Annotated in this window: 18 protein-coding genes and 1 tRNA gene; 11 read left to right on the forward strand and 8 right to left on the reverse strand. The window is 69.9% G+C overall.

Features of this window, described 5'->3' with window-relative positions:
• Positions 1 to 9: 9 nt before the first annotated feature.
• The 3 genes from glmS to FNM00_RS16075 are packed head-to-tail and all read right to left on the reverse strand — an operon-like array spanning position 10 to position 4153.
• Complete coding sequence (gene glmS / locus FNM00_RS16065) at positions 10 to 1818, reverse strand: glutamine--fructose-6-phosphate transaminase (isomerizing) (RefSeq protein ID WP_143914557.1); 1809 nt, start codon at positions 1816 to 1818, stop codon at positions 10 to 12.
• Positions 1818 to 2816: an NAD-dependent epimerase/dehydratase family protein gene (locus tag FNM00_RS16070; protein ID WP_143914558.1), complete on the reverse strand. Its 999-nt coding sequence runs from the start codon at positions 2814 to 2816 to the stop codon at positions 1818 to 1820. The genes glmS and FNM00_RS16070 overlap by 1 nt, the downstream gene beginning before the upstream one ends.
• Positions 2813 to 4153 carry a nucleotide sugar dehydrogenase gene (locus FNM00_RS16075; protein ID WP_143914559.1) on the reverse strand — a complete coding sequence of 447 codons (1341 nt, stop codon included), beginning with the start codon at positions 4151 to 4153 and terminating at the stop codon, positions 2813 to 2815. The genes FNM00_RS16070 and FNM00_RS16075 overlap by 4 nt, the downstream gene beginning before the upstream one ends.
• 256 nt (positions 4154 to 4409) lie before the next feature.
• On the opposite strand from FNM00_RS16075, the gene FNM00_RS16080 reads away from it, so the two are divergent.
• Positions 4410 to 5663 (forward strand): glycosyltransferase family 2 protein, encoded by a 1254-nt coding sequence (locus FNM00_RS16080; RefSeq protein WP_143914560.1) that lies wholly within the window; start codon positions 4410 to 4412, stop codon positions 5661 to 5663.
• On the opposite strand, the gene FNM00_RS16085 is transcribed toward FNM00_RS16080, so the two are convergent.
• The 3 genes from FNM00_RS16085 to FNM00_RS16095 all read right to left on the reverse strand — a co-directional run bounded on the left by FNM00_RS16085 (position 5651) and on the right by FNM00_RS16095 (position 10154).
• On the reverse strand, positions 5651 to 8323 hold the full coding sequence (locus FNM00_RS16085; protein ID WP_185973189.1) for a helix-turn-helix transcriptional regulator: 2673 nt from the start codon (positions 8321 to 8323) through the stop codon (positions 5651 to 5653). The two genes, FNM00_RS16080 and FNM00_RS16085, sit on opposite strands and share 13 nt — an antisense overlap.
• A 155-nt stretch (positions 8324 to 8478) precedes the next feature.
• Positions 8479 to 8586 (reverse strand): methionine/alanine import family NSS transporter small subunit, encoded by a 108-nt coding sequence (locus FNM00_RS16090; RefSeq protein ID WP_143914562.1) that lies wholly within the window; start codon positions 8584 to 8586, stop codon positions 8479 to 8481.
• Positions 8583 to 10154: a sodium-dependent transporter gene (locus FNM00_RS16095; protein WP_221933781.1), complete on the reverse strand. Its 1572-nt coding sequence runs from the start codon at positions 10152 to 10154 to the stop codon at positions 8583 to 8585. The genes FNM00_RS16090 and FNM00_RS16095 overlap by 4 nt, the downstream gene beginning before the upstream one ends.
• A gap of 129 nt (positions 10155 to 10283) precedes the next feature.
• Between FNM00_RS16095 and FNM00_RS16100 the strand changes: the two genes are divergently transcribed.
• Together FNM00_RS16100 and FNM00_RS16105 are read left to right on the forward strand one after the other, a co-directional pair.
• Positions 10284 to 11264: an ATP-binding cassette domain-containing protein gene (locus FNM00_RS16100; protein WP_143914564.1), complete on the forward strand. Its 981-nt coding sequence runs from the start codon at positions 10284 to 10286 to the stop codon at positions 11262 to 11264.
• Entirely contained in the window at positions 11264 to 12100 is an 837-nt protein-coding gene (locus tag FNM00_RS16105; protein ID WP_143914565.1) for an ABC transporter permease, read from the forward strand. Before FNM00_RS16100 ends, FNM00_RS16105 begins: the two co-directional genes overlap by 1 nt.
• A gap of 122 nt (positions 12101 to 12222) precedes the next feature.
• Here FNM00_RS16105 and FNM00_RS16110 read toward each other — a convergent pair whose 3' ends face one another.
• Complete coding sequence (locus tag FNM00_RS16110) at positions 12223 to 15315, reverse strand: ATP-binding protein (protein ID WP_185973190.1); 3093 nt, start codon at positions 15313 to 15315, stop codon at positions 12223 to 12225.
• A 97-nt stretch (positions 15316 to 15412) separates the two neighbouring features.
• Here FNM00_RS16110 and FNM00_RS16115 point away from each other — a divergent pair, with 97 nt between their 5' ends.
• The 5 genes from FNM00_RS16115 to FNM00_RS16135 all read left to right on the forward strand — a co-directional run bounded on the left by FNM00_RS16115 (position 15413) and on the right by FNM00_RS16135 (position 19877).
• Positions 15413 to 17473, forward strand: coding sequence for a phage holin family protein (locus tag FNM00_RS16115; protein WP_185973191.1), 2061 nt, complete (start codon positions 15413 to 15415; stop codon positions 17471 to 17473).
• A complete protein-coding gene (locus FNM00_RS16120) occupies positions 17470 to 18234 on the forward strand; it encodes an MBL fold metallo-hydrolase (RefSeq protein ID WP_143914568.1) in 765 nt (254 codons plus the stop codon). Before FNM00_RS16115 ends, FNM00_RS16120 begins: the two co-directional genes overlap by 4 nt.
• Complete coding sequence (locus tag FNM00_RS16125) at positions 18227 to 18793, forward strand: DedA family protein (protein WP_185973192.1); 567 nt, start codon at positions 18227 to 18229, stop codon at positions 18791 to 18793. Before FNM00_RS16120 ends, FNM00_RS16125 begins: the two co-directional genes overlap by 8 nt.
• Before the next feature lie 236 nt (positions 18794 to 19029).
• The gene (locus tag FNM00_RS16130; RefSeq protein ID WP_185973193.1) at positions 19030 to 19638 is read left to right on the forward strand and encodes a DUF2975 domain-containing protein; all 609 of its coding nucleotides are present in this window, start codon (positions 19030 to 19032) and stop codon (positions 19636 to 19638) included.
• Positions 19638 to 19877 carry a helix-turn-helix domain-containing protein gene (locus FNM00_RS16135; RefSeq protein ID WP_143914571.1) on the forward strand — a complete coding sequence of 80 codons (240 nt, stop codon included), beginning with the start codon at positions 19638 to 19640 and terminating at the stop codon, positions 19875 to 19877. The genes FNM00_RS16130 and FNM00_RS16135 overlap by 1 nt, the downstream gene beginning before the upstream one ends.
• Before the next feature lie 64 nt (positions 19878 to 19941).
• Here FNM00_RS16135 and FNM00_RS16140 read toward each other — a convergent pair whose 3' ends face one another.
• Positions 19942 to 21153, reverse strand: a complete 1212-nt coding sequence (locus FNM00_RS16140) for an MFS transporter (RefSeq protein ID WP_246065204.1) — start codon at positions 21151 to 21153, stop codon at positions 19942 to 19944.
• Positions 21154 to 21208: 55 nt separating this feature from the next.
• On the opposite strand from FNM00_RS16140, the gene FNM00_RS16145 reads away from it, so the two are divergent.
• The 3 genes from FNM00_RS16145 to FNM00_RS16155 all read left to right on the forward strand — a co-directional run bounded on the left by FNM00_RS16145 (position 21209) and on the right by FNM00_RS16155 (position 23128).
• Complete coding sequence (locus FNM00_RS16145; RefSeq protein WP_143914573.1) at positions 21209 to 22135, forward strand: Ppx/GppA phosphatase family protein; 927 nt, start codon at positions 21209 to 21211, stop codon at positions 22133 to 22135.
• Positions 22135 to 23046, forward strand: coding sequence for an NAD(P)-dependent oxidoreductase (locus FNM00_RS16150; protein ID WP_143914574.1), 912 nt, complete (start codon positions 22135 to 22137; stop codon positions 23044 to 23046). Before FNM00_RS16145 ends, FNM00_RS16150 begins: the two co-directional genes overlap by 1 nt.
• 9 nt (positions 23047 to 23055) lie before the next feature.
• Positions 23056 to 23128, forward strand: a tRNA-Leu gene (locus FNM00_RS16155).
• Positions 23129 to 23310 lie beyond the last annotated feature (182 nt).

Raw genomic sequence — 23310 nt, forward strand, 5'->3', positions numbered from 1 at the left:
GGTGGTCTCCTATTCGACCGTGACCGACTTGGCGAGATTGCGCGGCTTGTCGACATCGCGGCCCAGAGCGACAGCGAGTTCACGCGCGATGATCTGCAGGGCGACGACCGAGGCGAGGGGGCCGAGCCAGTCGACCGTGGTGTCCAGGGCGACGGCCAGCGGAGAGCCCAGCGCGGGCACGGAGGTCCCGTGGCCGCCGATCGAGGTGATCTCGGCTCCGCGAGCGCTCACCTCGGCGATCGTGGCGTGCATCCGGGCGCTGCCGTCGTCGACGACGATCACCGGGGTGCCGTGTTCGACGAGTGCCAGCGGACCGTGCTTCAGCTCGCCCGCGGCGTGACTCTCGGCCCAGCGGTAGGTGAGTTCCTTGAGCTTCAGGGCTCCCTCGTCGGCGTAGATCCGTCCGGGCCCGCGGCCGAGGAAGACGTAGCCGGAGGCCTTCGTGAGTCCTTCGAGCACCTGGGGGATGGTGCGCCGTGACGCGCCGATCGCCTGGGCGAGGGCGTCGGGGACCCGGTCGAGGTCGCGGACCAGGCGTTGCGCCCGCTGCTGCTCGACCGCGCCGCTGCACCCGAGGAGGGACAGCACGACACAGGTGCCCCCGAGTACCTGGGCGACGAAGGTCTTGGTGGCCGCGACCCCGATCTCCGGGCCCGCGTGGCACATCATGACCGCCTCGGCGCGGCGAGCCAGCGCCGAGTGGGGATTGTTGGTGAGCGCGACGACGGCATGGCCACGTCCGTGCAGGACGTCGAGAGCCGTCAGCACGTCGGCGGTCTCGCCGGACTGGCTGAGGACCAGGGCGAGGCTGCCCGGGACCGTGGCCGTCGACGTGAGCTCGCTCGCCTCCACGGCAGCGAAGGGGATGGACCCGAGCCGGGCGAGGAGATCGGCGACGACCCGCCCGGCGTTGAGGGACGTGCCGCAGCCCACCACCGTCACGTGGCGGGGGACCGGCAGGGAGAACGAGGGCCACAGGCCGTGCAGGATCGATCCCGACCAGGTGGTGATGAGACGCTCGGCCACATCGGGCTGTTGCTCGATCTCCTTGGCCATGAAGTCCGGATACAGGCCCAGCGACAGGTCGGCGACCCCCACGGAGCAGGCGACAGCGGGCGGGGGAGCGACCGGCACGCCGCCGCGATGCCACGGCAGTCCAGCTCGCAGCCGCACCACATCCCCGTCGTCGAGCACGTGATACCACTCCACCCAGGGCGCGATCGCGCCGATATCGCTCGCCGCGAAGACGCCCTCGGGACCTTCGGCGACGACGAGCGGCGACCCGTGACATGTCGCCACCAGCTCATCGGTGCGCGCGTCGAGCACCACGAGCGCCCAGGAGCCCCGGAGCCCGCCCACGACCCTTTCGACGGCCCCGGCGAGATCGGTGTCCTCGCTCATGGCCTCTTCGATCAGATGCGCGATCAGCTCGGAGTCGGTGTGCGAGACGATCATGTGACCTGCGTCGGTGAGGGCACGTCGCAGTTCCGTCACGTCCTCGAGGACACCGTTGTGGACCACCGCGACGCGCCCTGAGCAGTCGCGATGCGGATGCGCGTTGACCACGGAGACCTCTCCGTGGGTCGCCCAGCGCGTGTGACCCAGGCCTGTCGTGGCGCTCACGGCAGGAGCCCACCCGGCCGCGCGACGTCCGAGGTCGTCGACCCGCTCGATCGAACGGAGGGCCTCCACATGGCCGTCGACAGCCGGTACCGCGATCCCGGCGGAGTCGTAGCCGCGGTACTCGAGGCGTTCGAGTGCCTCGACGAGCAGGGGCGCGACCGGGCTCTCGCCCGAGCACGCCACGATCCCGCACATCACCGGCTCGCCATCGTGGTGGCGGATCGCGACGGTTGGCCGGCGACCCGACGGATGATCTCGTCCACGCGCGTGCGGGGGACGAATCCGATGAGCGATCCGGCCAGCGAGTTGTCCGGCACGCGCCGGCGCATGTCCTCGTATCCAGGCGCGTAGGCATCGGCATAGGGCACCAGCCGGATCGGGCTCTCGGAGGCGGTGACGTGTTTGATCCGCTCAGCCAACTCGAGGATGGAGACCTCCTCGGCGCCGCCGAGGTTCACCGCGAGTCCGTGGGTCGCCGGGTTCTCGACGAGGGCGACCAGCGCGGGGACGATATCGCCGACGAAGGAGAAGCAGCGGGTCTGTCGCCCGTCGCCGTACACCGTCATCGGCTCGCCGCGCAGTGCCTGGCCGACGAGCCGCGGCAGGACCATGCCGTAACGGCCAGTCTGCCGCGGCCCGACGGTGTTGAACAACCGCACGATGGTGACCGGCAGGCCGAGCGACGACCAGTACGCGTGAGCGTAGGCCTCGTCGATGCCCTTCGCCGCAGCATAGGTCCACCGGGAGAGTAGGGGGGAACCCAGGATGCGGTCGGCTCCCTCGTCGAGCCGGTCGGCGGTGTTCTTTCCGTACACCTCGCTCGTCGAGGCGAGCAGCATCGTGAGCCCCAGCTCGTGCGCCAGATCGACCACGTTCTCGGTTCCGTGGATGTTCGTGCGCAGACTGCGGAGGGGTTCGTCGATGATGAGGTGCACGCCGACGGCGGCGGCCAGGTGGAACACCCGGTCGGCGCCGGTCATCGCCCCGCGCAACAGGTCGCGGTCGAGGATCGATCCCTCGACGACCGTCAGGCGGGGATGCTCCGCGAGGGCCGCGAGGTTCTCGCGGCGTCCCGTGGAGAAGTCATCGACCACGACGACGTGGTCGCCTCGGTCGAGCAGGTACTCGGTCAGGTGGCTGCCGATGAAGCCCGCACCGCCGGTGACGACGCTGCGCCGGGCGCCGGCGCTCACAGTGCCACCCGATTCGCGAACCCGCGGGCGCCGTAGGTGGCGTCCACGACGAGGGCGTCGCCGATCCAGGAGGTGTCGACCCCGGTGTGCGCGGTGTGCAGCAGCACCACCTCGGGGTCGAAGGCGCCGGGCTCGTCGACTCCGATCAGCTCGATACCGTCGGGCAGCGTGGCCACCGGGATATACGGATCGGTGTAGCCGACGATGGCACCGGCCTCGAGCAGGCTCTGCAGGATCTCCAGCGCGGGGGACTCCCGCAGATCGGCCACATCGGGCTTGTAGGTGATGCCCGAGACGAGAACGCGGGTGCCAGGCAGTCCCCTCCTCCGGGCGGAGAGCACGTCGCGGATGCGATCGACGACGCGTCCGGGCCGGCCGGCGATCTGCTGCATGGCGGTGGCGATCATCGGGGCGTCCATGCGTTCGCGGCGCAGCTGCCACAGCAGGTAGTGCGGATCGCAGGGGATGCAGTGGCCGCCGACTCCGGGCCCGGGGCGGAAGGCCATGTATCCGTAGGGCTTGGTGGCGGCGGCGTCGATGACATCGCCGACCTCCATCCCGAGGGTCCGGCAGATATCGGCGAACTCGTTGATCAGCGCGATGTTGACCGCACGAAAGGTGTTCTCCAGCAGTTTGGTCATCTCGGCCACGGCGAGCGACGAGACGCGGTGCACGCTCTCGGCATAGGAGCCCAGCACGTTCGCGGCGGCCTCCGTGCAGGCGGGTGTCGCTCCGGCGACCACGCGCGGCACGGTCTCGGTCTTGACGCCGGCGGACCCGGGGTCGATGCGCTCGGCGCTGAAGGCGACGTGCACGTCGTCTCCGGCCACGAGACCGCGGCGCAGCAGCGGGCGGACGAGCAGATCCTCCGTGCAGCCCACGTAGGTGGTGGAGGTCAGCATCAGCAGCTGGCCGGGCACCGCGTGGGCCACGACGGATGCGCAGGCCGCGCGCAGCAGGCTCAGGTCCGGCACGAGATAGCGGTCGACGGGCGTGGGGACGCAGACGATCACCGCACGGGCCCGGGAGAGCGCGGAGACGTCTGCGGTGAGGACGAATCCCGGGTCGTCCAGGGCGTGGCGCAGCCGCGTGCGGTCATCGGGCACGAGGTCGACCTCACCGGAGCGGATCGCGGTCAGCCGCGGGGCGGCGATGTCCAGGGCCACGACGCGGGTGCCGGCGTGGTGGTAGGCCAGCGCGGTCGGCAGTCCCACATAGCCGAGGCCGACGATCGCGACATCCGCGTCGAAGGAGGGTTTTGGTCGGGGCGGGTCCTCGATACGGCCGATACGGCGGCGGGTGAGGGCTCCCTGATCGGGAAGGTCGAGTGTGCTCATCGTCGTCTCTCCTACGCAGGTGATCGGGCGGCGGCGCCCGGTCGAGCGGATGGGGTCGCCGAGCACCGCCTGAGGCTCAACCTCGGGGAGGAGCGAAGGCCCGGTCAACGGCATCGGCGGAACGCTGTGGACTCCCGCAATCGATCCGCAAAGGCCCGCAATGGACCGCCATATGTCTTACGGTTCCAGGCGTTCCCGGGACGGTCCGGGCTGGCTTAGCATGATGGCGCGCTTGCATCAGGCCGGGAGGTGGACGATGAGCGATCTCGCGGTCTTCATCGCGACGGTCGTGCTGTTCGCGGGCCTCAGCACGACCGTATGGGGGTGTGTGGGCGGCCTGCGCTGGGTGCTGGGCCGGACCCACCCCCTGCCGATCCGCGAGTCGCGGATCCGGCCCGGTCAGGTGGGCGTCCTCATCGCCGCGCACAACGAGGAGACGGTCATCGAGGACACCGTCACGGCGGTCAGCCGTCTCGTGCCGGCCGGTCAGGTGTTCGTCGCATCGGACGCCTCGACCGACCGCACGGCTGAGATCGTCCGTTCCTGCGGCGCGAACGTGGTGGAACTCGTGACGAGCCACGGCAAGGCGGGAGCGCTCGTTGCCGGGTTGCGCCACTTCGGGCTGACCCGTCGCTTCGCGGTGATCATGATCCTCGACGCCGACACCGTCCCGAGCGACGACTATCTCTACAGCGGTCTGCCGCTGTTCGACGATCCCGCGGTGGCCGCGGTCGCCGGCCGTGCCTCCACCCGATGGCCCGGCGGGGCAGGATGGATGACACGGGTCCTGGTCGCCCACCGCGAACGCCTGTACGTGCTGTTCCAGACCCTGCTCAAGTACGGGCAGGCCGCGCGCGGACTCGATGCCGTCGCGATCGTGCCGGGATTCGCGAGCATGTACCGGGCCGACGTGCTCGACACGGTGGATATCGCTGCCCCCGGCCTGGCGATCGAGGACTACAACATGACCTTCGAGATCCACGCCAAGTCGCTCGGACGGATCGCCTTCCAACCCTGGTCGGCGCGGGCCTACACGCAGGACCCGGCCACGCTCACCGACTACGTGCGGCAGGTGGGGCGTTGGAATCTGGGCTTCTGGCAGACCCTGCGCCGGCATCGACCGCGCGCGCGGGTCTTCTGGGCCTCGGTCACGGTCTTCGCTGTCGAGGTGGTGCTCAGCAGCGTCCTGGTCCTGGCCCTCGCGGCGTCCGCGATCGCGCTCGCCTTCGGTCGACTCATCCGGGTCGACGAATGGTCCGCCCTGTCGTTCCCCTTCGGCGACGTGGTGGTGGCGGCCGTCACCGGGATCGTCGTCGTGGATCTCATCGCGACGACCTATGTCGCGATGCTCACCCGCCGCGCGTCGATCATCGTCTTTGCTCCGGCCTATACGGCCTTACGCGTGTTGGACGCCGCGCTCTGCCTCCGTGCTCTCGTGCACGCGCTCACCCGGCGCTCCAGCGGGGTGTGGCGGAGTCCCGAGCGTCGGATCGAGGGTCAGGCCGCCTGATGGCGTTCGCCGAGCAGCGCGGTGAGCTCGGTGCGCGAACGCACGTCGAGAGCCCGGTAGACATGGGTGAGCCGGAGCTCGACGGTGCGCACCGACACGTAGAGGCGTTCGGCGATCTCGCGATTGCGCAGCCCTTCGCGCACCAGCGAGACGATCTCCCGCTCCGCCGCGGACAGACTCTCCAGGGGCGAGGCGGGGGCGGCAGCGGCAGGTTCGCGGTACGGCCGCAGCCGCAGGTGGGCCGCCCAGCCGCTGGCGCCGATCGCGTCGAAGATCGTCGCGGCATTCGCGGCGGTCCGCTGTGCCTCGGACGTGCGCCCGACCTCGGCCTGGCGGTCCGCGAGGCAGACCAGGCTGCGGGCACCTTCGTAGGAGTGCAGCGAGGACTCGGCGAGGGAGGCGATGTGCTCGGCCAGGAGCGTCACCGCCGCCTCGGCCGACACCAGCCCCTTGACCCTGGCCAGCACATGGTCGCCCCACCGACTCGGATGGGTGGCCAGCAGGCGTTCCAACGAGGTGACGGCGCGGCGAGCCTCGCTCGCTCGACCCGTGAGCAGACAGGCCTCCACGTAGTCGCCCCAGTGGCGCAGCAGGCTCGGATGAGGCACTTCATGGCTCAGGACCGTCACCGCGCGCAGATCCGCGACGGCCGACTCGGGGTCTCCGGTCATCAGATGGATGGCGCCGCGCAGTGCCAGGGCGGTGGCGCGGTTGGCCGGATGGCTCTCGTGGGCCGCGAGCTCCAGGCAACGGGCGATCGCCTCATGGGCGGCACCGATATCGCCGGTGATGTAGTGATGCCAGGCCGCGACGAGATCGGTCGTCGAGGAGTCGTGCCGGATCCAGGGCGGGTCCGCTGCCCACAGCTCGATGGCGCGCCGTGCCGCCGTGAAATCCCCGGCGGACAGTTCGTTGCGCACGCCGATGAGATGTGCCACGGTCACCAGCGACCGCTCCCGGAGGCCCGGGTGGTGCAGCATCGTCGTCAACAGGCGACGAGCACGGGTGTACTCCTCGCGCAGGCTCGCGGCATGGGCGCGCAGCACGAGGGCCTCGGGAGGGTCGGTGGTTCGCCTCGGTCGGACCGGACGGCCGCGGCGGCCGTCCAGGGCATCGGCGACGTCCTCCAGGGCGTCCCGGATGTCGCTGAGCCGCGGATGGATCGTCAGCCGCTCGCTCGCCGTGAGCGCCGACCGCGCCGAAGCGAGCTCGAACCTGGAGAGATGGCCGGCAGCGAGGATGAGACTCAGCCGCGAGGCGTCATCGGGATAGACATCGCCGTGGAGCGCGGTGGTCGCCTCCACTTCCTCGTCGTACATGCGTTGACCGGAGACCAGCGTCGCCGTCAGCTCGGCGGTGGCGAGCGCCAACTCGGTGGTGGGGCTCAGCTGCTGGGCGCGGGCCCACTGCGTGTAACGAGCCGCGAGCGCGCTCTCACCCGCGCGCTGCAGGACCCAGACGAGCCGAGCCTGGGCCTGTTCGGAGCCGTTCGGATGCTGACGGAGCCGCGCGTACCCGCTCTCGGCGAGCTCGACGGCCATCCGCAGCTGGCCGGCCTCGGCGGCGTCAGCGGCGGCCTCGAGCAGCTCCGGGACCACAGCCGGCGATGAGCTGAGGAACCCGCGGTGCCAGCTCGCCAGCTCGGGCGAGACCGGGCCGAGCCGCTCGGCGAGCGTGGCGTGGCGGGAGATGCGGTCCGCGCGACGCGAGCGACGCAGGAGGGCGGCTCGGAGGTTCTGATCCTCCATGCTCACGTGATCGCCGTGCAAGGTGAGCACTCCCTCGTCGATCAGTTCCGCCACGAGCTCCTCGGCACCGGTCATCTCCACCAGTGCGTCCAGGGGACAGGCCGGTCCCAGCGCGGTGGTCAGCAGGACCTCGTGTTCTCTCGGAGACACGGCGGCGGTGAGACGAGGGACGACATCGTCGAGCTCTGGTGACCACCGCATGGGTAGGCAGAGTGGGCGGTGTCCTTGGCGCTGGTGGTGGTCGAGGGTGCTCAACTGATGCAGCAGGACCGCGGGATGGCCGCCGGAATAGTCGAGCAGCAGCCGTCCCGTCGTCGTGTCGACCGGGCCGGTCTCGCGCAGGAGGCGTTCCGCGGCGTCGGCGCTCAACTGCCCGAGCCGGATCGAGGACAGGCTGTCCATGCCCGCAGGAACGGCGGTGACGGAGGCGATCACCCGCACGCCGGTACCGCCCAGGTGAGCCAGCAGGACCGTCAGGATGGCGATGCTCTGGTCGTCCATGACGTCGAGGTCGTCGATGAGGACGAGGGTCGGCGGCAGACGGAGACCTCCGAGGACGTCGAGTACGTCGTGGGCCGCGGCGTAGAGGCCGCCGTCGGTGACATGCCGCAGCGACAGATGGTGACCGAGCTGATGGGCCATCTCCGGGTGCAGGGCGCTGACGACGGCGTCGATCCCCGACAAGGCGAACTCGTGCTCGGAGGCCACGGCACGTACCCACAGCGCCTCGTGGTCGCGCGCCAGCGTCCGCAGGATATGGCTCTTGCCGAGACCGTGCTCGCCGACGAGCAGTGTGGCCCCCTCGGTCTCGTCCGCGACGATGCTGCTGAGATGCTCCGCCGCGACGTCAGGACTCAGCGCTGTGACACCGTGGCTCTTCGCCCCTGCCACCGGGGCACTCCGCTCGAACATCGAACCCCCAGACGCCCCCTCCCACCGGTGATATCACCGAAGGGACGCGGAATCCCAGGGGCGAGGGGCAGAACCATCCGAAGGAGTCGTCCGGCTAGTCAGCCGGTGATGGCCCGGGGGCTACGGTTCGGGCCATGTCTCACTGGTGCGGTCGGTCAGTCACCGAGATCGGGGTGGCGACGCAATCGGACGATACTCCACGCGAGACCGCCCCAGAAGAACACGATCGCGAGGATCATGACGACGATGGCGATGGGGGTCATGATGCGCCTCCGTTGCGGCTGGTGCTGCGGGCGTTCTCGACCTCGCGGGCGAGCTCGGTCGTGTCGTCGGGAGCGAAGTCCTCGGTGTCCTCGCGCCGGTAGCGCCGGTAGCTCATCGCGAAGGAGAAGACGGCGACAGCGGCGATGACGCCCCAGCCGGCGACGCCCAGGTACCAGCCCGGGAAGCCGCCGTAGCCGTCGGTGGCGTACGACCAGGCTCCCGTCACCAGGACGGCGGCCAGGATGACGGGCGAGACGAAGCGGATCATGACGCTCCACAGCGGCCCGACGTGCAGGCTGCCTCCGGCATTGAGATGGGCGGCCAGCCGGGGTGTCGACCGGGCGACCCAGGCGACGAGCAGCAGCGTCAGCACCGCAGAGGTGACGACGCCGATGTTGTTGATGAAGGCGTCGATGACGTCGAGCGTGTTGACGCCGGTCGTCGTCGCGAAGAGCAGCACCGAGGGGATCGCGGCGCCGATACCGACGACGATCCCGGCCTTGGCGGGGGTCCACCCGGTCTTGTCCTGCACGGCACCCGACACGACCTGCAGGATCGACAGCAGCGAGGTGAAACCGGCGAAGACCAGGCTGAGGAAGAACAGGACGCCGATGACGGCGCCGCCGGGCATCTCCGCCAGCAGGGTCGGGAAGGTCACGAAGGCCAGCCCGACCCCGGTGATGCCCTCCAACTCGTCGATCGTGGTCGCCTGCTGGGCCGCGAGGAAGCCGAGGGTGGCGAAGACGCCGATGCCGGCGAGGATCTCGAAGCCGCAGTTGCCGAAGGCCACGACGGTGCCCGAGCCGGTGAGATCCGCCTTGCGCCGCAGGTACGAGGAGTAGGTGATCATGATGCCGAAGGCGATCGAGAAGGAGAAGAAGATGTGGCCGTACGCGGCGATCCACACCGCCGGGTCGCCGAGGGCCTCCCAGCTGGGCGTGAAGAAGGCGTTCAGGCCGTCGGCGGCGCCGTCGAGGGTGACGGCGTAGATGACGATGGCGATGAACAGCACCACCAGGAGCGGGAGCGTGACGCGATTGGCGCGTTCCAGCCCTCGGCGGATGCCCAGCGCCATCACGGCGATCGTCACGATCCAGACGATCAGCAGCGGCCAGAGCACCTTGCCCACGAGGTCGAGGGAGAACCCGGCGTCCGCGGCGCTCAGGAAGTCATCGAAGAAGAAGCCCGCCGCGTCGTCGCCCCAGGCCCGGGTGAAGGAGAACACGGTGAAGGCGAGGGCCCAGGCGATGACGACCGCGTAGTAGATCGCGATGACATAGCAGACGGCGACCTGCCACCAGCCGAGCGGCTCGAGCCGGCGGTCGAGGCGTTTGAAGGCCAGCGGGGGAGCCGCCTTGAACCGATGCCCGATCGAGTAGTCGAGGAACAGGATCGGCAGGCCGGCGGTGAGGAAGGCGATCACATAGGGGAGGAGGAAGGCGCCCCCTCCGTTCTCATAGGCGACTCCGGGGAATCGCCAGATATTGCCCAGTCCGATGGCCGAACTGACTGCCGCGACGATGAAGGCGGTCCGGCCGCCCCACGCCTCGCGCCTTACCTCGCTCACGATCCGCCTCCTCGTCGACGAGCTGTCAGGACACGCTAACCGATGGCGACGCGCCGCGCCCATCGTGTGACAGCCCGCCCGTCACCGACGTGAAGGCGCCGTGAAACCACCGTCCACGACGATCGGTCCATGACCACCGCATCCCACGAACTCGCGGTCCACGCGACCGGCCTCGTGAAGACCTTCGGCTCGACGCGCGCCGTCGACGGCGTCGACCTCGACGTGCGGCGCGGCGAGATCTTCGGTGTCCTCGGCCCGAACGGGGCCGGCAAGACGACGACCATGAAGATGCTCGCCACCCTGCTGTCGATCGACGGCGGTGCAGCGGAGATCTTCGGCCACGATGTCCGCCGCGAGCCTCACATCATCCGTCAGCTGCTGGGCGTCACCGGCCAGTACGCATCGGTCGACGAGAATCTCACCGCGACCGAGAATCTCCGGCTCTTCGCGCGCCTGCAGGGCATCCGCTCCCGCCAGGCCCGCGCGCGGGCGGCGGAGCTCCTTGAGCAGTTCGGCCTCACCGAGGCCGCGGACCGGCCGATCGCCCAGTTCTCCGGCGGGATGCGCCGCCGGCTCGACCTGGCCGCGAGCCTCATCACCCGGCCGCCGTTGATCTTCCTCGACGAGCCGACCACCGGGCTCGACCCGCGCACCCGCGGCCAGATGTGGGAGACCATCCGCGATCTCGTGGCGAACGGCTGCACGGTGTTGCTGACCACGCAGTATCTCGACGAGGCCGATCAGCTCGCCGACACCATCGCGGTGATCGACCGCGGACGCAAGGTCGCCGAGGGCACGCCCGATCAGCTCAAGACCCAGGTGGGCGACTCGACGCTGCAGCTGGCCCTCACATCCGGTGAGGATCTCGACCGAGCCGCCCGGATCGTCGGGGAGACGACCCGCCAGACCCCGGTCCTCTCCCCGGAACTGGCCCGGATGAACGTGCCGCTCTCGGATGCCGATGATGCCGCCGAGGTGCTGATCGCGCTGCGTCAGGCGGACGTGAGCATCACATCGGTCTCCGTGCAGAAGCCCACCTTGGACGAGGTCTTCCTCGCGCTCACCGGCCACGACACCGCTACCGACGATGATCACGAGGAGGCTGCGTGATGACCACGCTCGACGTCCGTCCCGATGACGTACTCGCAGAACACGACCCGGCCCGTGAGCTGCACCCCCGGGTCAGCCTGCGCGAGACCGTGGACCAGACTTTCAGCATGGCCTGGCGGGCCCTGCTGAAGATGCGGCGCAATCCCGAGCAGCTCTTCGACGTGCTGTTCCAGCCGATCCTGTTCACCCTGATGTTCGCGTACGTCTTCGGCGGCGCGATCTCCGGCGATGTCAAGAGCTATTTGCCGCTCATGGTGCCCGGCATCCTCGCGCAGACGACCATGACGGCGTGCATGGCCACCGGCGTTCAGCTCCGCGAGGACATGGACAAGGGGGTCTTCGACCGGTTCCGGTCCCTCCCGATGGCTCGGATCGCGCCGCTGGCGGGGCCGATGGTCGCGGATCTGGTCCGCTACACCATCGCGACAGTGCTCACACTGACGATGGGCATCGTCATGGGCTACCGGCCCGGCGGCGGCTTCGGTGGCGTCGTCGCGGCGGGACTGCTGCTCATCATCACCGGATGGTCGCTGGCCTGGGTGTTCACCTGGGTCGGCACGATCGCCCGGTCCGCGCAGAGCGTGCAGGGCATCTCGATGATGATCATGTTCCCGCTGACCTTCCTCTCCAATGCCTTCGTGCCGACCGAGACGATGCCGTCCTGGCTGGAGGCCTTCGTGACGGTCAACCCGGTGTCGCACGTGGTCTCGGCCGCGCGCGACCTGGCCAATGACGGCGCGATCACCGGTGAGGTGGGATGGGCGCTGCTGGGCTGCGCGGTGGTGATCGCGATCTTCGCGCCACTCTCCGTCCGCTCCTATAGCCGCAAGATCTGAACGGGATCGGTGATCGAGGGCGCACCGTGGTCTCGCTTCAGCGCGGCTACGCCCCTGATGCGCTGGCTCCATTGCCGCGCCCGCAGAGCGGACGGGGCTACTCGACCACCGAGTGGCCAGGGTCAGGGGAGGAGCGTGAGGGTTCCGAGCTCGTCGAGCAGCTCGTCGACCGGTCGGTTCCGGCAGTCGGCGAGCTGCTCATCGAGGGCTTCACGGTCCGCCATCTCCTCGGCGACCGACCAGTCCATCGACGGGTGGGCCTGGTTGTAGCCGAAGCGGCGCGCGAGGGCCAGCAGTCGCACGGCGATATCGCGGTCGAGCCCACCGTGCGCAACCCCCCAGAGCCCGAGGCTGAAGGCCAGGCAGCCCAGCACGGGCACGTCGATGCGGGTGCGGCCGCGTGCGAGCAGGGCCGAGAGCCGCTCGGCCGCCTCGTGGACGAGATCGAGGTCGTCGTCGGGGGTGCCGAAGCGGGCGCAGGTCACGACACAGAGCGAGAGAGCCACGAGGCTCCACGGCTCGAAGCCGGACAGCTCACGCCTGCCGGGCACCGTGACGCTGCGGTTGACCGCGAGCCCACGTCGCATGAGACGCCTGGCCTCGTCGCCGTCCCCGCGCCGTGCCGCGATCTCGGCGCGGATGCCCTCCACGCCGGCGGCCCCGCCGAACAGGCCGTGGCCGGTGTCGGCGAGCTCGTCGATGACGGCCCCGGCCCGATCGATCCGGCCGTCGGCGACGTGGGCGATCGCGATGTTGAGCCGCAGCCGCGCGGCATCGTCCTCGGCGTACAGCCGACTCAGTGGGCCGACGGCGAGCTCGGCGTCGAGCACGGCCTCCTGGCGTCGTCCCAACTGCATGAGCAACTGGGACCGGAAAGCACGCATGGTCGCTGGAAGCCACGGGCCGTCGGTGTCCGGGCACAGACCGACGGCCGATGACGCCGCCCGGAGCGCCCCGTCGAGGTCACCGGAGTTCTCGCGCAGGTGAGCTAGCCAGCGGAGGGCACGTAGCCGGGTGTGGAGATCAGCGTCCTCGCTCAACCGGGTCAGCACCGTCAACGCGTCCTCATCGGTGGCCGTGACCAGGGCCAGGACGGCGTGGACGTCGCCGGCCAGCTGCGGGTCGTCGCCCGGGCCCAGTGCCGTCAGTTTGAGGGTCGCCGGGTGTGTTGCGCCGTCGCCGCGCATCGCGGCCGCCAGGACGATCGCCGAGAGCACCCGCCGCATGGCGTGCTGCTCGGCCGGGGTCTCGTCGTATTCGGTCATGAGGGGAGCCACCCGGTCCAGGTAGACCAGGAGCCGGCGATAGCCGTCGGTGATCTCCCAGTACCTCATGAGGCTCGCCGCGAGACCGAGCACGGCGGGCACGTCCCCGGCGTCGATCGCCACGCGCAGCTCGTTGGAGAGGTTCGCCTCCTCGGCACGCATCGCGTCCACCGCTTCGATCTGACCTGGGCCGATCAGTCGTCCTTGCAGCTCGCGACTGCGGCCGATTGCCCAGGCGCGCAGCCTCGCCTGTGTCACCTCGCGCTCGCCGCTCTCGGTGAGCCGGTCCCGGCCGAACTCGCGCACGGTCTCCAGCATCCGGTACCGCACGCCGGTGTCCTCGTGCACGGTCAGCAGCGAGTGATCCACGAGAGCCTCGACGACGGCCACCGCGTCGTCGCCGAGCAGGTGCTCGGCCCCGTCGAGCGTGAACCCGTCGTGGAAGACCGAGAGCCTTCGCAGGGCCGCGCGCTCGCGGTCGTCCAGCAGGTTCCACGACCAGTCGATGACCGCGAGCAGGGTCTGGTGACGTTCCGGGGCCGCGGTCGATCCGCCGCGCAGCAGCGCGAATCGGTGGTCGAGACGGTCCAACACGTCCCGCACCGACATGGCCCGCACACGGGCCGCGGCCAGCTCGATGGCGAGGGGGAGGCCGTCGAGACGCCGCACCAGCTGGGTCACCGTCTCCCCGTCGAGGACGACGCCGGGTCGTGCGGCGCGGGCACGCTCGCTGAACAACGAGATCGCATCGGAAGGTGAGAGCTCGCCGAGCGCGTAGACCCGCTCGGCGCGGATGCCCAGCGGCGAGCGTGAGGTGGTGAGCACGGTGAGGTCGCGGGTATTGGCCACCAGCGTGGCGACGAGGTCGGCGACCGCGCCGATGATCTGCTCGCAGTTGTCAAGGATCAGCAGGGTGGGCGCCGAGCCGAGGTTCTCCAGTACCCGGGCGGCCAGGTCCATACCGCGGGTGCCGGTGCCACCGGAGGTCTCGCGGATGCCCAGGGCGGCGCCCAGCGTGGGCAGCAGTCCTGCCTCGGTGACGACACCGACGAGCTCGATGAAGTGCACGACCGGCTGCTCGGCGCCGTGGCCCAGGATGTGCGCCAGCCGTGTCTTGCCCAGTCCGCCGGCGCCCAGGATCGTGGTGACCCGGGAGACGTGCAACAGCTCCCGCAGTCGTGCCACGTCCGCGTCGCGGCCGATGAGGGAGGTGGCGTCGTACAGGAGGCCGTCGCGGACGGGGCGATCGGCCGCGAGAAGCTCGCCGTGGAGCCGGCGGAGCGTCTCGCCCGGGTCCGTGCCGAGTCGCTCCGCCAGGCCCCGGCGGTACTGCTCGTAGCGTTCGAGTGCCGCGGGCGGTCCGTGCTCGGTCGCGACCGAGCGCAGCAGCGCGGTCAGGACCCGTTCGTCGCCGTGGTCTCGGGCGTACTCGGCTTCCAGGAGCGGTACCGCCGCCTGGTGTTCCCCGAGCGCGGACAGGCTCAGCGCAAGGACCCGGGTGGCCTCGCGGATGGCCCGAGCGGCCTGCTCGCGCAACCGACCGAGCGGGCCGTCGTCCTCGACCCCGATCTCGGTGTCCGCCAGCGTGGTGGCGATATCGCGTGCCCGGGTCCAGTCGCCGTCGTTCATCGCCCGTGTCGCCTCACGGCCGCGTTCCACCACGACGAGCGCGTCGATGTGCTCGGCCGGAAGGGTCAGCCGGTAGCCGGACTCCGTGCGGACGACGGCATCGGTCCCGGTGATGCGGCGGGTGCGCGAGACCACCACCTGCAACGCCTTGTGCGGGTCCGCGGGCGGCTCGTCGGGCCACAGGTCGTCGATCAAGGTGGTGTCGCCGACGGTCGCCCCACGTGCCTCCACCAGCGACGCGAGCAGTACGCGCGGACGGTCGCCGACGACATCGCGGCCGTGCCACCGCACGGCGTCGAGCAGGGCTAGGGGAGGAGCCACCAGCTCAGGATACGAGGCCGAGTGTCCCCGGCGAGATCATCGACCTAGGCCCTGCTCAGGCGTCGTGGCTGAGTGTCACGAACTAGAGTCGTCCGATGTGGCGAGCGTGATCGGGCGATACGGTGCGGCGGTGCGGCGCCGCCTACGGCGGTGGACGCCGTCGTGGCGTTGGCTGTTCGGTGTACTGCGTCTCTTCCTCACCTCCGCTGCTGCCCTGGCGGTGAGCCTGTGGCTGCTGCCGGGCGAGCAGGTCGGAGCAGATGCCGAGACGGTGTTGCTGGTCGCCGCGAGCGTCTTGGCGATCGGAGCGCTCCTGCGCCCGTTCCTGACCCAGCTCGTCGTCTTCACCGGGCCGGTCGGCCTGCTGGTCGCCGGGCTCTTGGTCGATGCCGCGATCCTGGGGGCCGCGCTCGCGGTGGTGCCCGGGGTCGCTCCCTTCTCCTTCAGCGAGCTCGTCTTGGCCGCGTGGGGTGCCGTGGCGGTCGCCGCGGTGCTGAACTGGCTGTTCGATTCCTCCACCGACGAGGCCTTCTTCAGCCAGGTGCTCGGGCGGGCCATCCGTATCGCGCGGCGCGAGTCGGCATCGGGGCCGGGGTTGCTGGTGATCCAGCTCGACGGGGTCGGCGCCGACACGCTGCGCCAGGCGGTCACGGCGGGGTCCTCGCCGACCATCGGCCGGTGGCTCCGTTCGGGCGATTACCGGTTCCGCACCTGGCACACCGGCGTACCCGCCACGACCCCGGCGGGACAGGCCGTGCTGTTGCACGGCGACGCGCACGAGGTGCCGGCCTTCCGCTGGTACGACAAGGCCGCCGGGCGCTCCTTCGTCAGCAGCCGGCCCGAGGACGTCGCCGTCGTGCAGGAACGCATCTCCACGGGGCGGGGCCTACTCGCCGATGACGGTGTGAGCGTCTCCAATCAGTACTCCGGGGACGCCCCGACGTCCTTGTTGACCATGAGCAGCGCGGGCATCCCGCGCGATCGTGGGCTCGCCGCCTTCATGACGACCTCAGCCGGGTTCGCCCGGTCGGTCGTCCTGATGGTCGGCCAGATGATCACCGAGATCTACCAGGGCCGCAGACAGCGCCGGCGCGCCGTCGTCCCTCGGGTCAGGCGCAGCGGCAATTTCGTGCTGTTGCGCGGGCTGACGACGGTGGTCCTGCGTGACCTCAACGTTCAGCTGGTCAGTGAGCACATGGCACGCGGGGCGCCGGTGATCTTCGTCGATTTCGTGGACTTCGACGAGGTCGCCCATCACGCGGGTCCGGCGCGACCGGAGTCGCTCAAGGCGATGGAGGGACTCGATCGGGTGATCGGCTTCCTCGCCGAGGTCGCGGACGAGGTCGGGCGTGACTACGAGATCGCGATCGTCTCCGACCACGGCCAGTCGCAGGGTCCGACCTTCCGTCAGCTGAGTGGTGCGACCTTGGCCGAGGTCGTCGATCTGCTGGCCGCTCTTCCCGCTCGTCGGGCCCATCACGATGACGAGCCCGCTGAGCTCTGGGGTCCGGCGAACATGCTGAGTGAGTCCGCACCCGGGACGGGACGGCTGATCGGTGCCGCGGCCCGGACGGTCGCGGTGGGGTCGGGAGGTTCGGGCTCCCCGCGTGGTGGAGGCGTCGATGAGAACCGGCCGCTCGTGGTGATGGCCTCGGGCAGTCTCGCGCATCTCTACCTGCGCGATGTCGAGGGAACCGCCTCGCGCGAGGCGGTGGACGCGCGATACCCCCTGCTCGTCCAGGGGCTGGCGCAGCACCCGCATATCGGCCTGGTCGTCACGCATGTCGACGGTGGCCTGCGCGTGGACGGGGCTACCGGGTGGCGGTTGCTCAGGCCGGGATCCGGGTCGGTGCTCGACGGGTCCGGCATCGACCCGTTGCTGGACTACGGGCCCTTTGCCGAGGACGATGTCCGCGATGTGGCGACCCGCGCGCACGCCGGGGATCTGGTGGTGATGGGCCGCTACGATGCCGACCTCGACGAGGTCGTGGCCTTCGAGGAGCTGGTGGGCTCCCACGGCGGGATGGGGGGCGGTCAGACCGAGGCGGTCTTCGTCCATCCGTCGAGCTGGCGGGTCGACCGTCCGGCGCTGCGCGGGCACGATGTCCACGATGTCCTGGTCGGGCGTCTCGCGGAGCAGGGGCTGAGGTCGTCATGAGTGCCACGGAGATCACCTGGTGGGGTCACTCGACGGCATCTGTCGAGACCGGCGGGGTTCGGCTGTTGACCGATCCCGTGGTGACCGATCGACTCGCGCACCTGCGCCGGTTCGCGCCGTCGGTGCGCGAGGAGGAGGCGCTGACCGCCGATCTCGTGGTCGTCTCCCACCTGCACCCCGACCACTTCCACGTCCCGACGTTGCGCCGGCTGCGTCGCGGCACCACGGTGCTGGTGCCGCGCGGGGGAGGGCATCTGCTGCGCGGTGCCGGCCTGGATGTCGACGAGCTGGCCCCCGGCGATACCGGTTCGGCATCGGGTATCGAGGTGCGCGCCACCCCCGCGGTGCATCCGCACCGGCGCCATGTGGTGTCGCGGCTGAGTGGTGACCCACTGGGTTTCGTGGTTCGTCAGGGAGGGAGCTCGCTCTGGTACCCCGGCGACACGGAGCTGTCCGATCACGTCGACGACGTGGGTGAGGTCGATGTGGCGCTCGTGCCGATCGGGGGCTGGGGCCCGACCCTGGGTGCCGGTCACATGGGGCCCCGGGACGCGGCCGAGGCGGTACGCCGTGTCGGTGCGCGATGGGCCGTTCCCGTGCACTGGGGCACGTTCTGGCCGCTCGGGGTGCGCCGGTGCGGGCGGGTCTACGAGCGGTTGTTCCGGACGCCGGGGGAGCGGTTCGCCGAGGCCGTGACGACCGCTCAGGTCGAGTCGATGGGGCACGGCGCGACCATCCGCGTGGGAGGCGATCGTGGCTGACGACCTGGGATGGGTGCATCTCGTCGTCCTGGTGGCGGTGATCGCCTTCGGCGCCGTCGTGCCGGTCGTGCCGACCGGTCCGACCCTCGCCGCGGCCGCCGTGCTCGCCCACGACGAGGCGCCGTGGGAGCTGCTGCTGGTGCTGGCGGCCGGCTGGCTCGGTGCGTATCTCGGCGACTGCGTCGTCTTCGTGGTCTTCAGCGCGACCGGTGGGAGGGTGGCCGACAAGGTCCCGTGGCTGCGTGCCGATCGCCCCGCGGTCACCCGGATGAGGACGCGTATCGAGGAGAACGACGTTGCGGCGATGACGGTCTCGCGGCTGATCCCGGCGGGGCGCTTGCCGGTGCTCATCGCGGCGGCGTTGAGCGGCTACCCGTGGCATCGTTTCGCCGTGACCTGCGTGTTCTCGGCGGGGGCGTGGGCGGTGCTCTACGTCGGGATCGGCGTCCTGGGCGGTGCCGTGGTGCCGAGCAACACGGTCGCGTTGATCGCGGCCGTCGTCGTCGCCTTCGCCGTGGGTGTGGTGCCCAAGGCGATGCCCCGCCGGCATGCGACTTGACCGCACTTTCACCGCGGGGCGGTAGAACATCAACCTTTCCCGCGCCCGGGCGGTACGCCAGCAACCTCATGCCACCCCGATAACGTTGCTGGCCTACCTCTCTCCACGGCCAAAGGTTGCTGGTGGGCCCGTCCCGGTGCCCGGTGAGCGATGCCGATGTCCTACCGCCGGGCGGCTTGACCTCCTCGCCATATCGTGTTTCGATAATATCGAGAAACGATATGAAGGGAGTTGTCGTGAGGAGCAACGGACTGTGGAACACCGAGCGCGGCGATCTGTGGGCGGTGATCGTCGTGGGCGCGGCCGTGGCGCTCGGGTCGGTGTGGTCGATCATCATGAGCCTCATCGAGATCGTGCCCAATAGCGATGTCCCGGTTCGCGTCCAGCTGGTCGGGGAGACCTTCGACCTGCCGATCGGTCCTGACGGAGCACCGGTCGAGGCCGGGGTCGACGAGATCACGGTGCACGTGAGCGACCTGCCCGTGGCATCCCATGTCTCGGCTATGGGTGCGGCGATCGTGCCGAGCCTCGCGGTGATCGCGGTGGCCGTGTGCGTGCTGCTGCTCTGCCGCAATCTGTTGCGGGGGGAGTTCTTCAGCCGGACCAACACGCGGCTGGTCATCACGACCTCGATGGTCATCGCCTTCGGCTGGGTGATCACGCTCCTGTTCACGGTGATGGCCAGCAACGGCGCGCTCGCGCAGATCGAGGCGAGGCCGGTCTACGAGTCGGTGCAGTTCCACCTCGACTGGTACGCCGTCCTCGCGGCGATGGCTGTCGGTGCGCTCGGCGCCGCCTTCCATGCCGGTGAGCGGATGCAGCGGGACACCGAAGGGCTCGTCTGATGCCACCGGAGGACGAGGCGGGGCGCGTGCACTGCCGCTTGGACGAGCTGCTCGCCGAGCGCGGCATGACGCTCAGCCGGCTCGCCGAGCTCGTGGGCGTCACGGTGGTCAACCTGTCGATCCTCAAGAACGACCGGGCCAAGGCGATCCGCTTCTCCACCTTGACGGCGATCTGCGATGTCCTCGGCTGCGAGGTCGGCGACCTGCTGGTCGTCACTCCACCTACCCCGGGGCGGTAGACCATCAACCTTTCCCCGCCGGCAGCGGTAGGCCAGCAACGTCATGAGGTGCTGATGAGGTTGATCAGCTACCGCCGCCGGGCGAGGTGGAGACTCGTCGCGAGGTGAGCACGGCGACGATCACCGGGAGCGTGAGCAGGGCGGTCGCGAGATTGAGGATGCCGAAGCCGAGGGTCGCGACGATGAGTCCGGCGAGTAGGCCACCGGCCGCGCCGGCGAGGTTCATCGTCAGGTCGCTGAACCCCTGCACCAGGGGCCGGACGTCGCGCTCCACGCTGCGTGTCAACAGCGCGGCTCCCGCGATGACCGAGGCGGACCAGCCGACACCCAACAGGATCAGACCGGCGGTGATCTGGGGTTCGGAGTGCCCGGCCGTCCCGGCGAGCGCCGTCGCGCCCACGAGGACGGACATGCCCAGCAGGATCGTCGTGTCCGCGCCGATCCGGTCGGTGAGCCAGCCCATGACCGGCGAGAGGGCGTACATGCCGGCGATGTGCAGGCTGATCGTGAGCCCGATGACCTCGAGCGCCGCCCCGTGTCCCTGCATGTGCACGGGCGTGAGGGCCATGACCGAGACCATGATGGCGTGCGCGATGGCGACGGTCAGCACCGCGACGGCGGCGCGCCCGCGCACATGGGGCAGCGCGCGGGCGATGACACCTCGCTCGGGCGTCGCCGCGGTGGCCCGGGCCAACGGCTCGGGTCGTAGGAAGAGGAACGTGGCGAGACCGGCGAGGCCGTACGCGACCAGCGAGAACACCATCGGGCCGGCGAGGGACGGGATATCGAACCACTCGGCGACGGCGGCGCCGGGGCCGGTGAGATTGGGTCCCGTCACCGCCCCGATCGTGGTGGACCAGACCACGATCGAGATCGCCCGTCCGACCTGATCGGGCTCGGCGCGATCGGCGGCGGCGAACCGCGATTGCAGGTTGGCGGCCGTGCTCGCGCCGAACAACACGAGTCCGGCCAGCGCGAGCGGTAGGGATGCGAGCACGGCCGCGCCGATGGTGACGCCCGCTCCGACCGCCCCGAGCCACCATCCGGCCGTCAGGGCCGGCCGCCGGCCGCGACGGGCGGCCAGTGTCGACAACGGGATCGTGAAGAGCGCCGCGCCGAGGGTCAGGGCGACGGTGGCGGTGCCGGCCCAGGCGTCCGATCCGCTGATATCACCGATCAGCAGGGCACCGATCGCGAGACCGGCGCCGTTGCCGATGCCACCGATGACCTGCACCAGGGAGAGCACGGTGACGATACGAGACTGCGGCGACGACACCTCCACACTCTAGGGGGAGCGTGTCCTGGGCGAAGGTCATCGCTAGGGTGTTGACATGCCGGAGCGCGTCGCCGCCATCGACTGTGGGACCAATTCGATCCGCCTGCTCGTCTGCGATGTCGACGGCGAGTCCAAGACCGATCTCTTGCGCGAGATGCGCATCGTGCGGCTGGGCCAGGGAGTCGACACGTCTGGTCGGCTCAGTCCCGAGGCCATCGATCGCACGCTGGCGGCCACCCGCGAGTACGCCGAGTTCATCGCGATGCTCGACGCCACGGCGATCCGGTTCTGTGCCACATCGGCCGTCCGCGATGCCGCGAACGCCGACGAGTTCTCGTCGGCCGTCGAGTCGGTGCTCGGAGTGCGTCCGGAGATCCTGTCGGGGGACCGCGAGGCGCGTGCCTCTTTCGACGGCGCGACGCGCGAGCTCGACGGCGCACGGACATTGCTGGTCGATCTCGGCGGAGGATCCACGGAGATCGTCGTCGGCGAGGGGGAGGACATCCAGTTCGCCACCTCGCTGGACATCGGCTCCGTCCGGCTGACCGAACGCTATCTTCCGGGGGATCCGCCCTCCGTGGGCGAGATGACCGAGTGCATGACGGCGATCGACGCGCTCGTCGTGCCGATCGTGGATCGCCTGGAGCCGGCCGATCTGTTCGTCGGCGTGGCCGGCACCGTCACCACGATCGCCGCGCACTCGCTGGGTCTCGGCTCGTACGACTCCGAGGCGATCCACGGGGCGAGGTTGCACGTCGACGATGTCCGTGAGGCCTGTCTGTCGCTGGCCTCGATGTCGGTGGCCGATCGCCGGGCGCTGCCGTTCATGCACCCGGGGCGTGCGGACGTCATCGGGGCGGGGGCGTTGATCCTGGACCGGCTCATCGAGCTTCTTCCCCTCTCGACGGACACACTGACAGTCAGCGAACACGACATTCTCGATGGCATCGCCTGGGGTGCCACGACTAGGAGGGGTGACTGATGGCGATGCGCGTGAGCGTGCCGGACGCGAGCTGGCTCGACAGCCTCAACGATCTGGGGCTCGGGCTCGATCTGCTCGTATGGGATACGCAGGGCCCGCAGCCCGATGGCGATCTGGACCTCGTGGTCTGGCCGTACACCCTCGATCCGTCCGCGATGGCGTCGGTTGACACGAGCCGTGTCGGCGTCATCCAGGGGCAGTCCCTCGGCTTCGACGGTGTCGCGGAGAATCTGCCTGCCGGCGGGGTGTTCTGCAATGCGATCGGTGTGCATGAGGAGTCGACGGCCGAGCTGGCCGTGACGCTCGCGCTGGCGTCGGCGCGCAGGCTCGATGTCTTCGCCGATCAGCAGTCGCGGGGGGAGTGGGTCAAGGCCTTCACCTCGAGTCTCATCGACAAGCGTGTCCTCCTGCTGGGTATCGGCGGTATCGGCGGAGAGATCGTCAAGCGGCTCGACGGTTTCGGCTGCGAGCTGACCCGGGTCGGCACGTCCGCCCGCGACGATGAGCGGGGTCACGTGCACGCCACTAGCGAGCTGCCGCAGCTGCTGCCGCGTGCCGATGTGGTGATCGCGGCGGTGCCGCTGACCGAGCAGACCACGGGGCTCATCGACGACGACTTCCTCGGGGCGCTGCCCGATGACGCGATCGTCGTCAATGTGGCGCGCGGCAAGGTGGCCGACACCGACGCCGTGCTGCGGGCGCTGCCGCGTATCCGGTTCGCCAGCGATGTCTTCGATCCCGAGCCCCTGCCGGACGATCATCCGCTATGGGCCGCGAAGAACGTCATCGTCACCCCGCATGTCGGCGGGATGACCTCGGCGATGCGTCCGCGCATCGAGAAGGTGGTGCATCGTCAGGTGCGTGCCCTGGCTGCGGGGGAGAAGCCGATCAACGTGGCCGTCCGTACCTGACGAGGCCACGCTCCCGTAGCCCAACGGCAGAGGCAGACGGCTTAAACCCGTCCCAGTGTGGGTTCGAATCCCACCGGGAGCACCGTGTGATCTCTCAAGAGATCGGAGACACCCGGACCTGCATGGGCAGGTCCGGGGGGCGTGATGCAGCCGTAGGTGACAACTGACTTCTGGTGCGCAGCATCAGAGGAGAGGATGTCGCTATGCCTGCTCCCTATCCGCAAGAGTTCCGCGATGACGTGGTCGCGGTCGCTCGTGGGCGAG

It is taken from the genome of Aeromicrobium piscarium, from assembly GCF_007421815.1.
Classification (GTDB): domain Bacteria; phylum Actinomycetota; class Actinomycetes; order Propionibacteriales; family Nocardioidaceae; genus Aeromicrobium; species Aeromicrobium piscarium.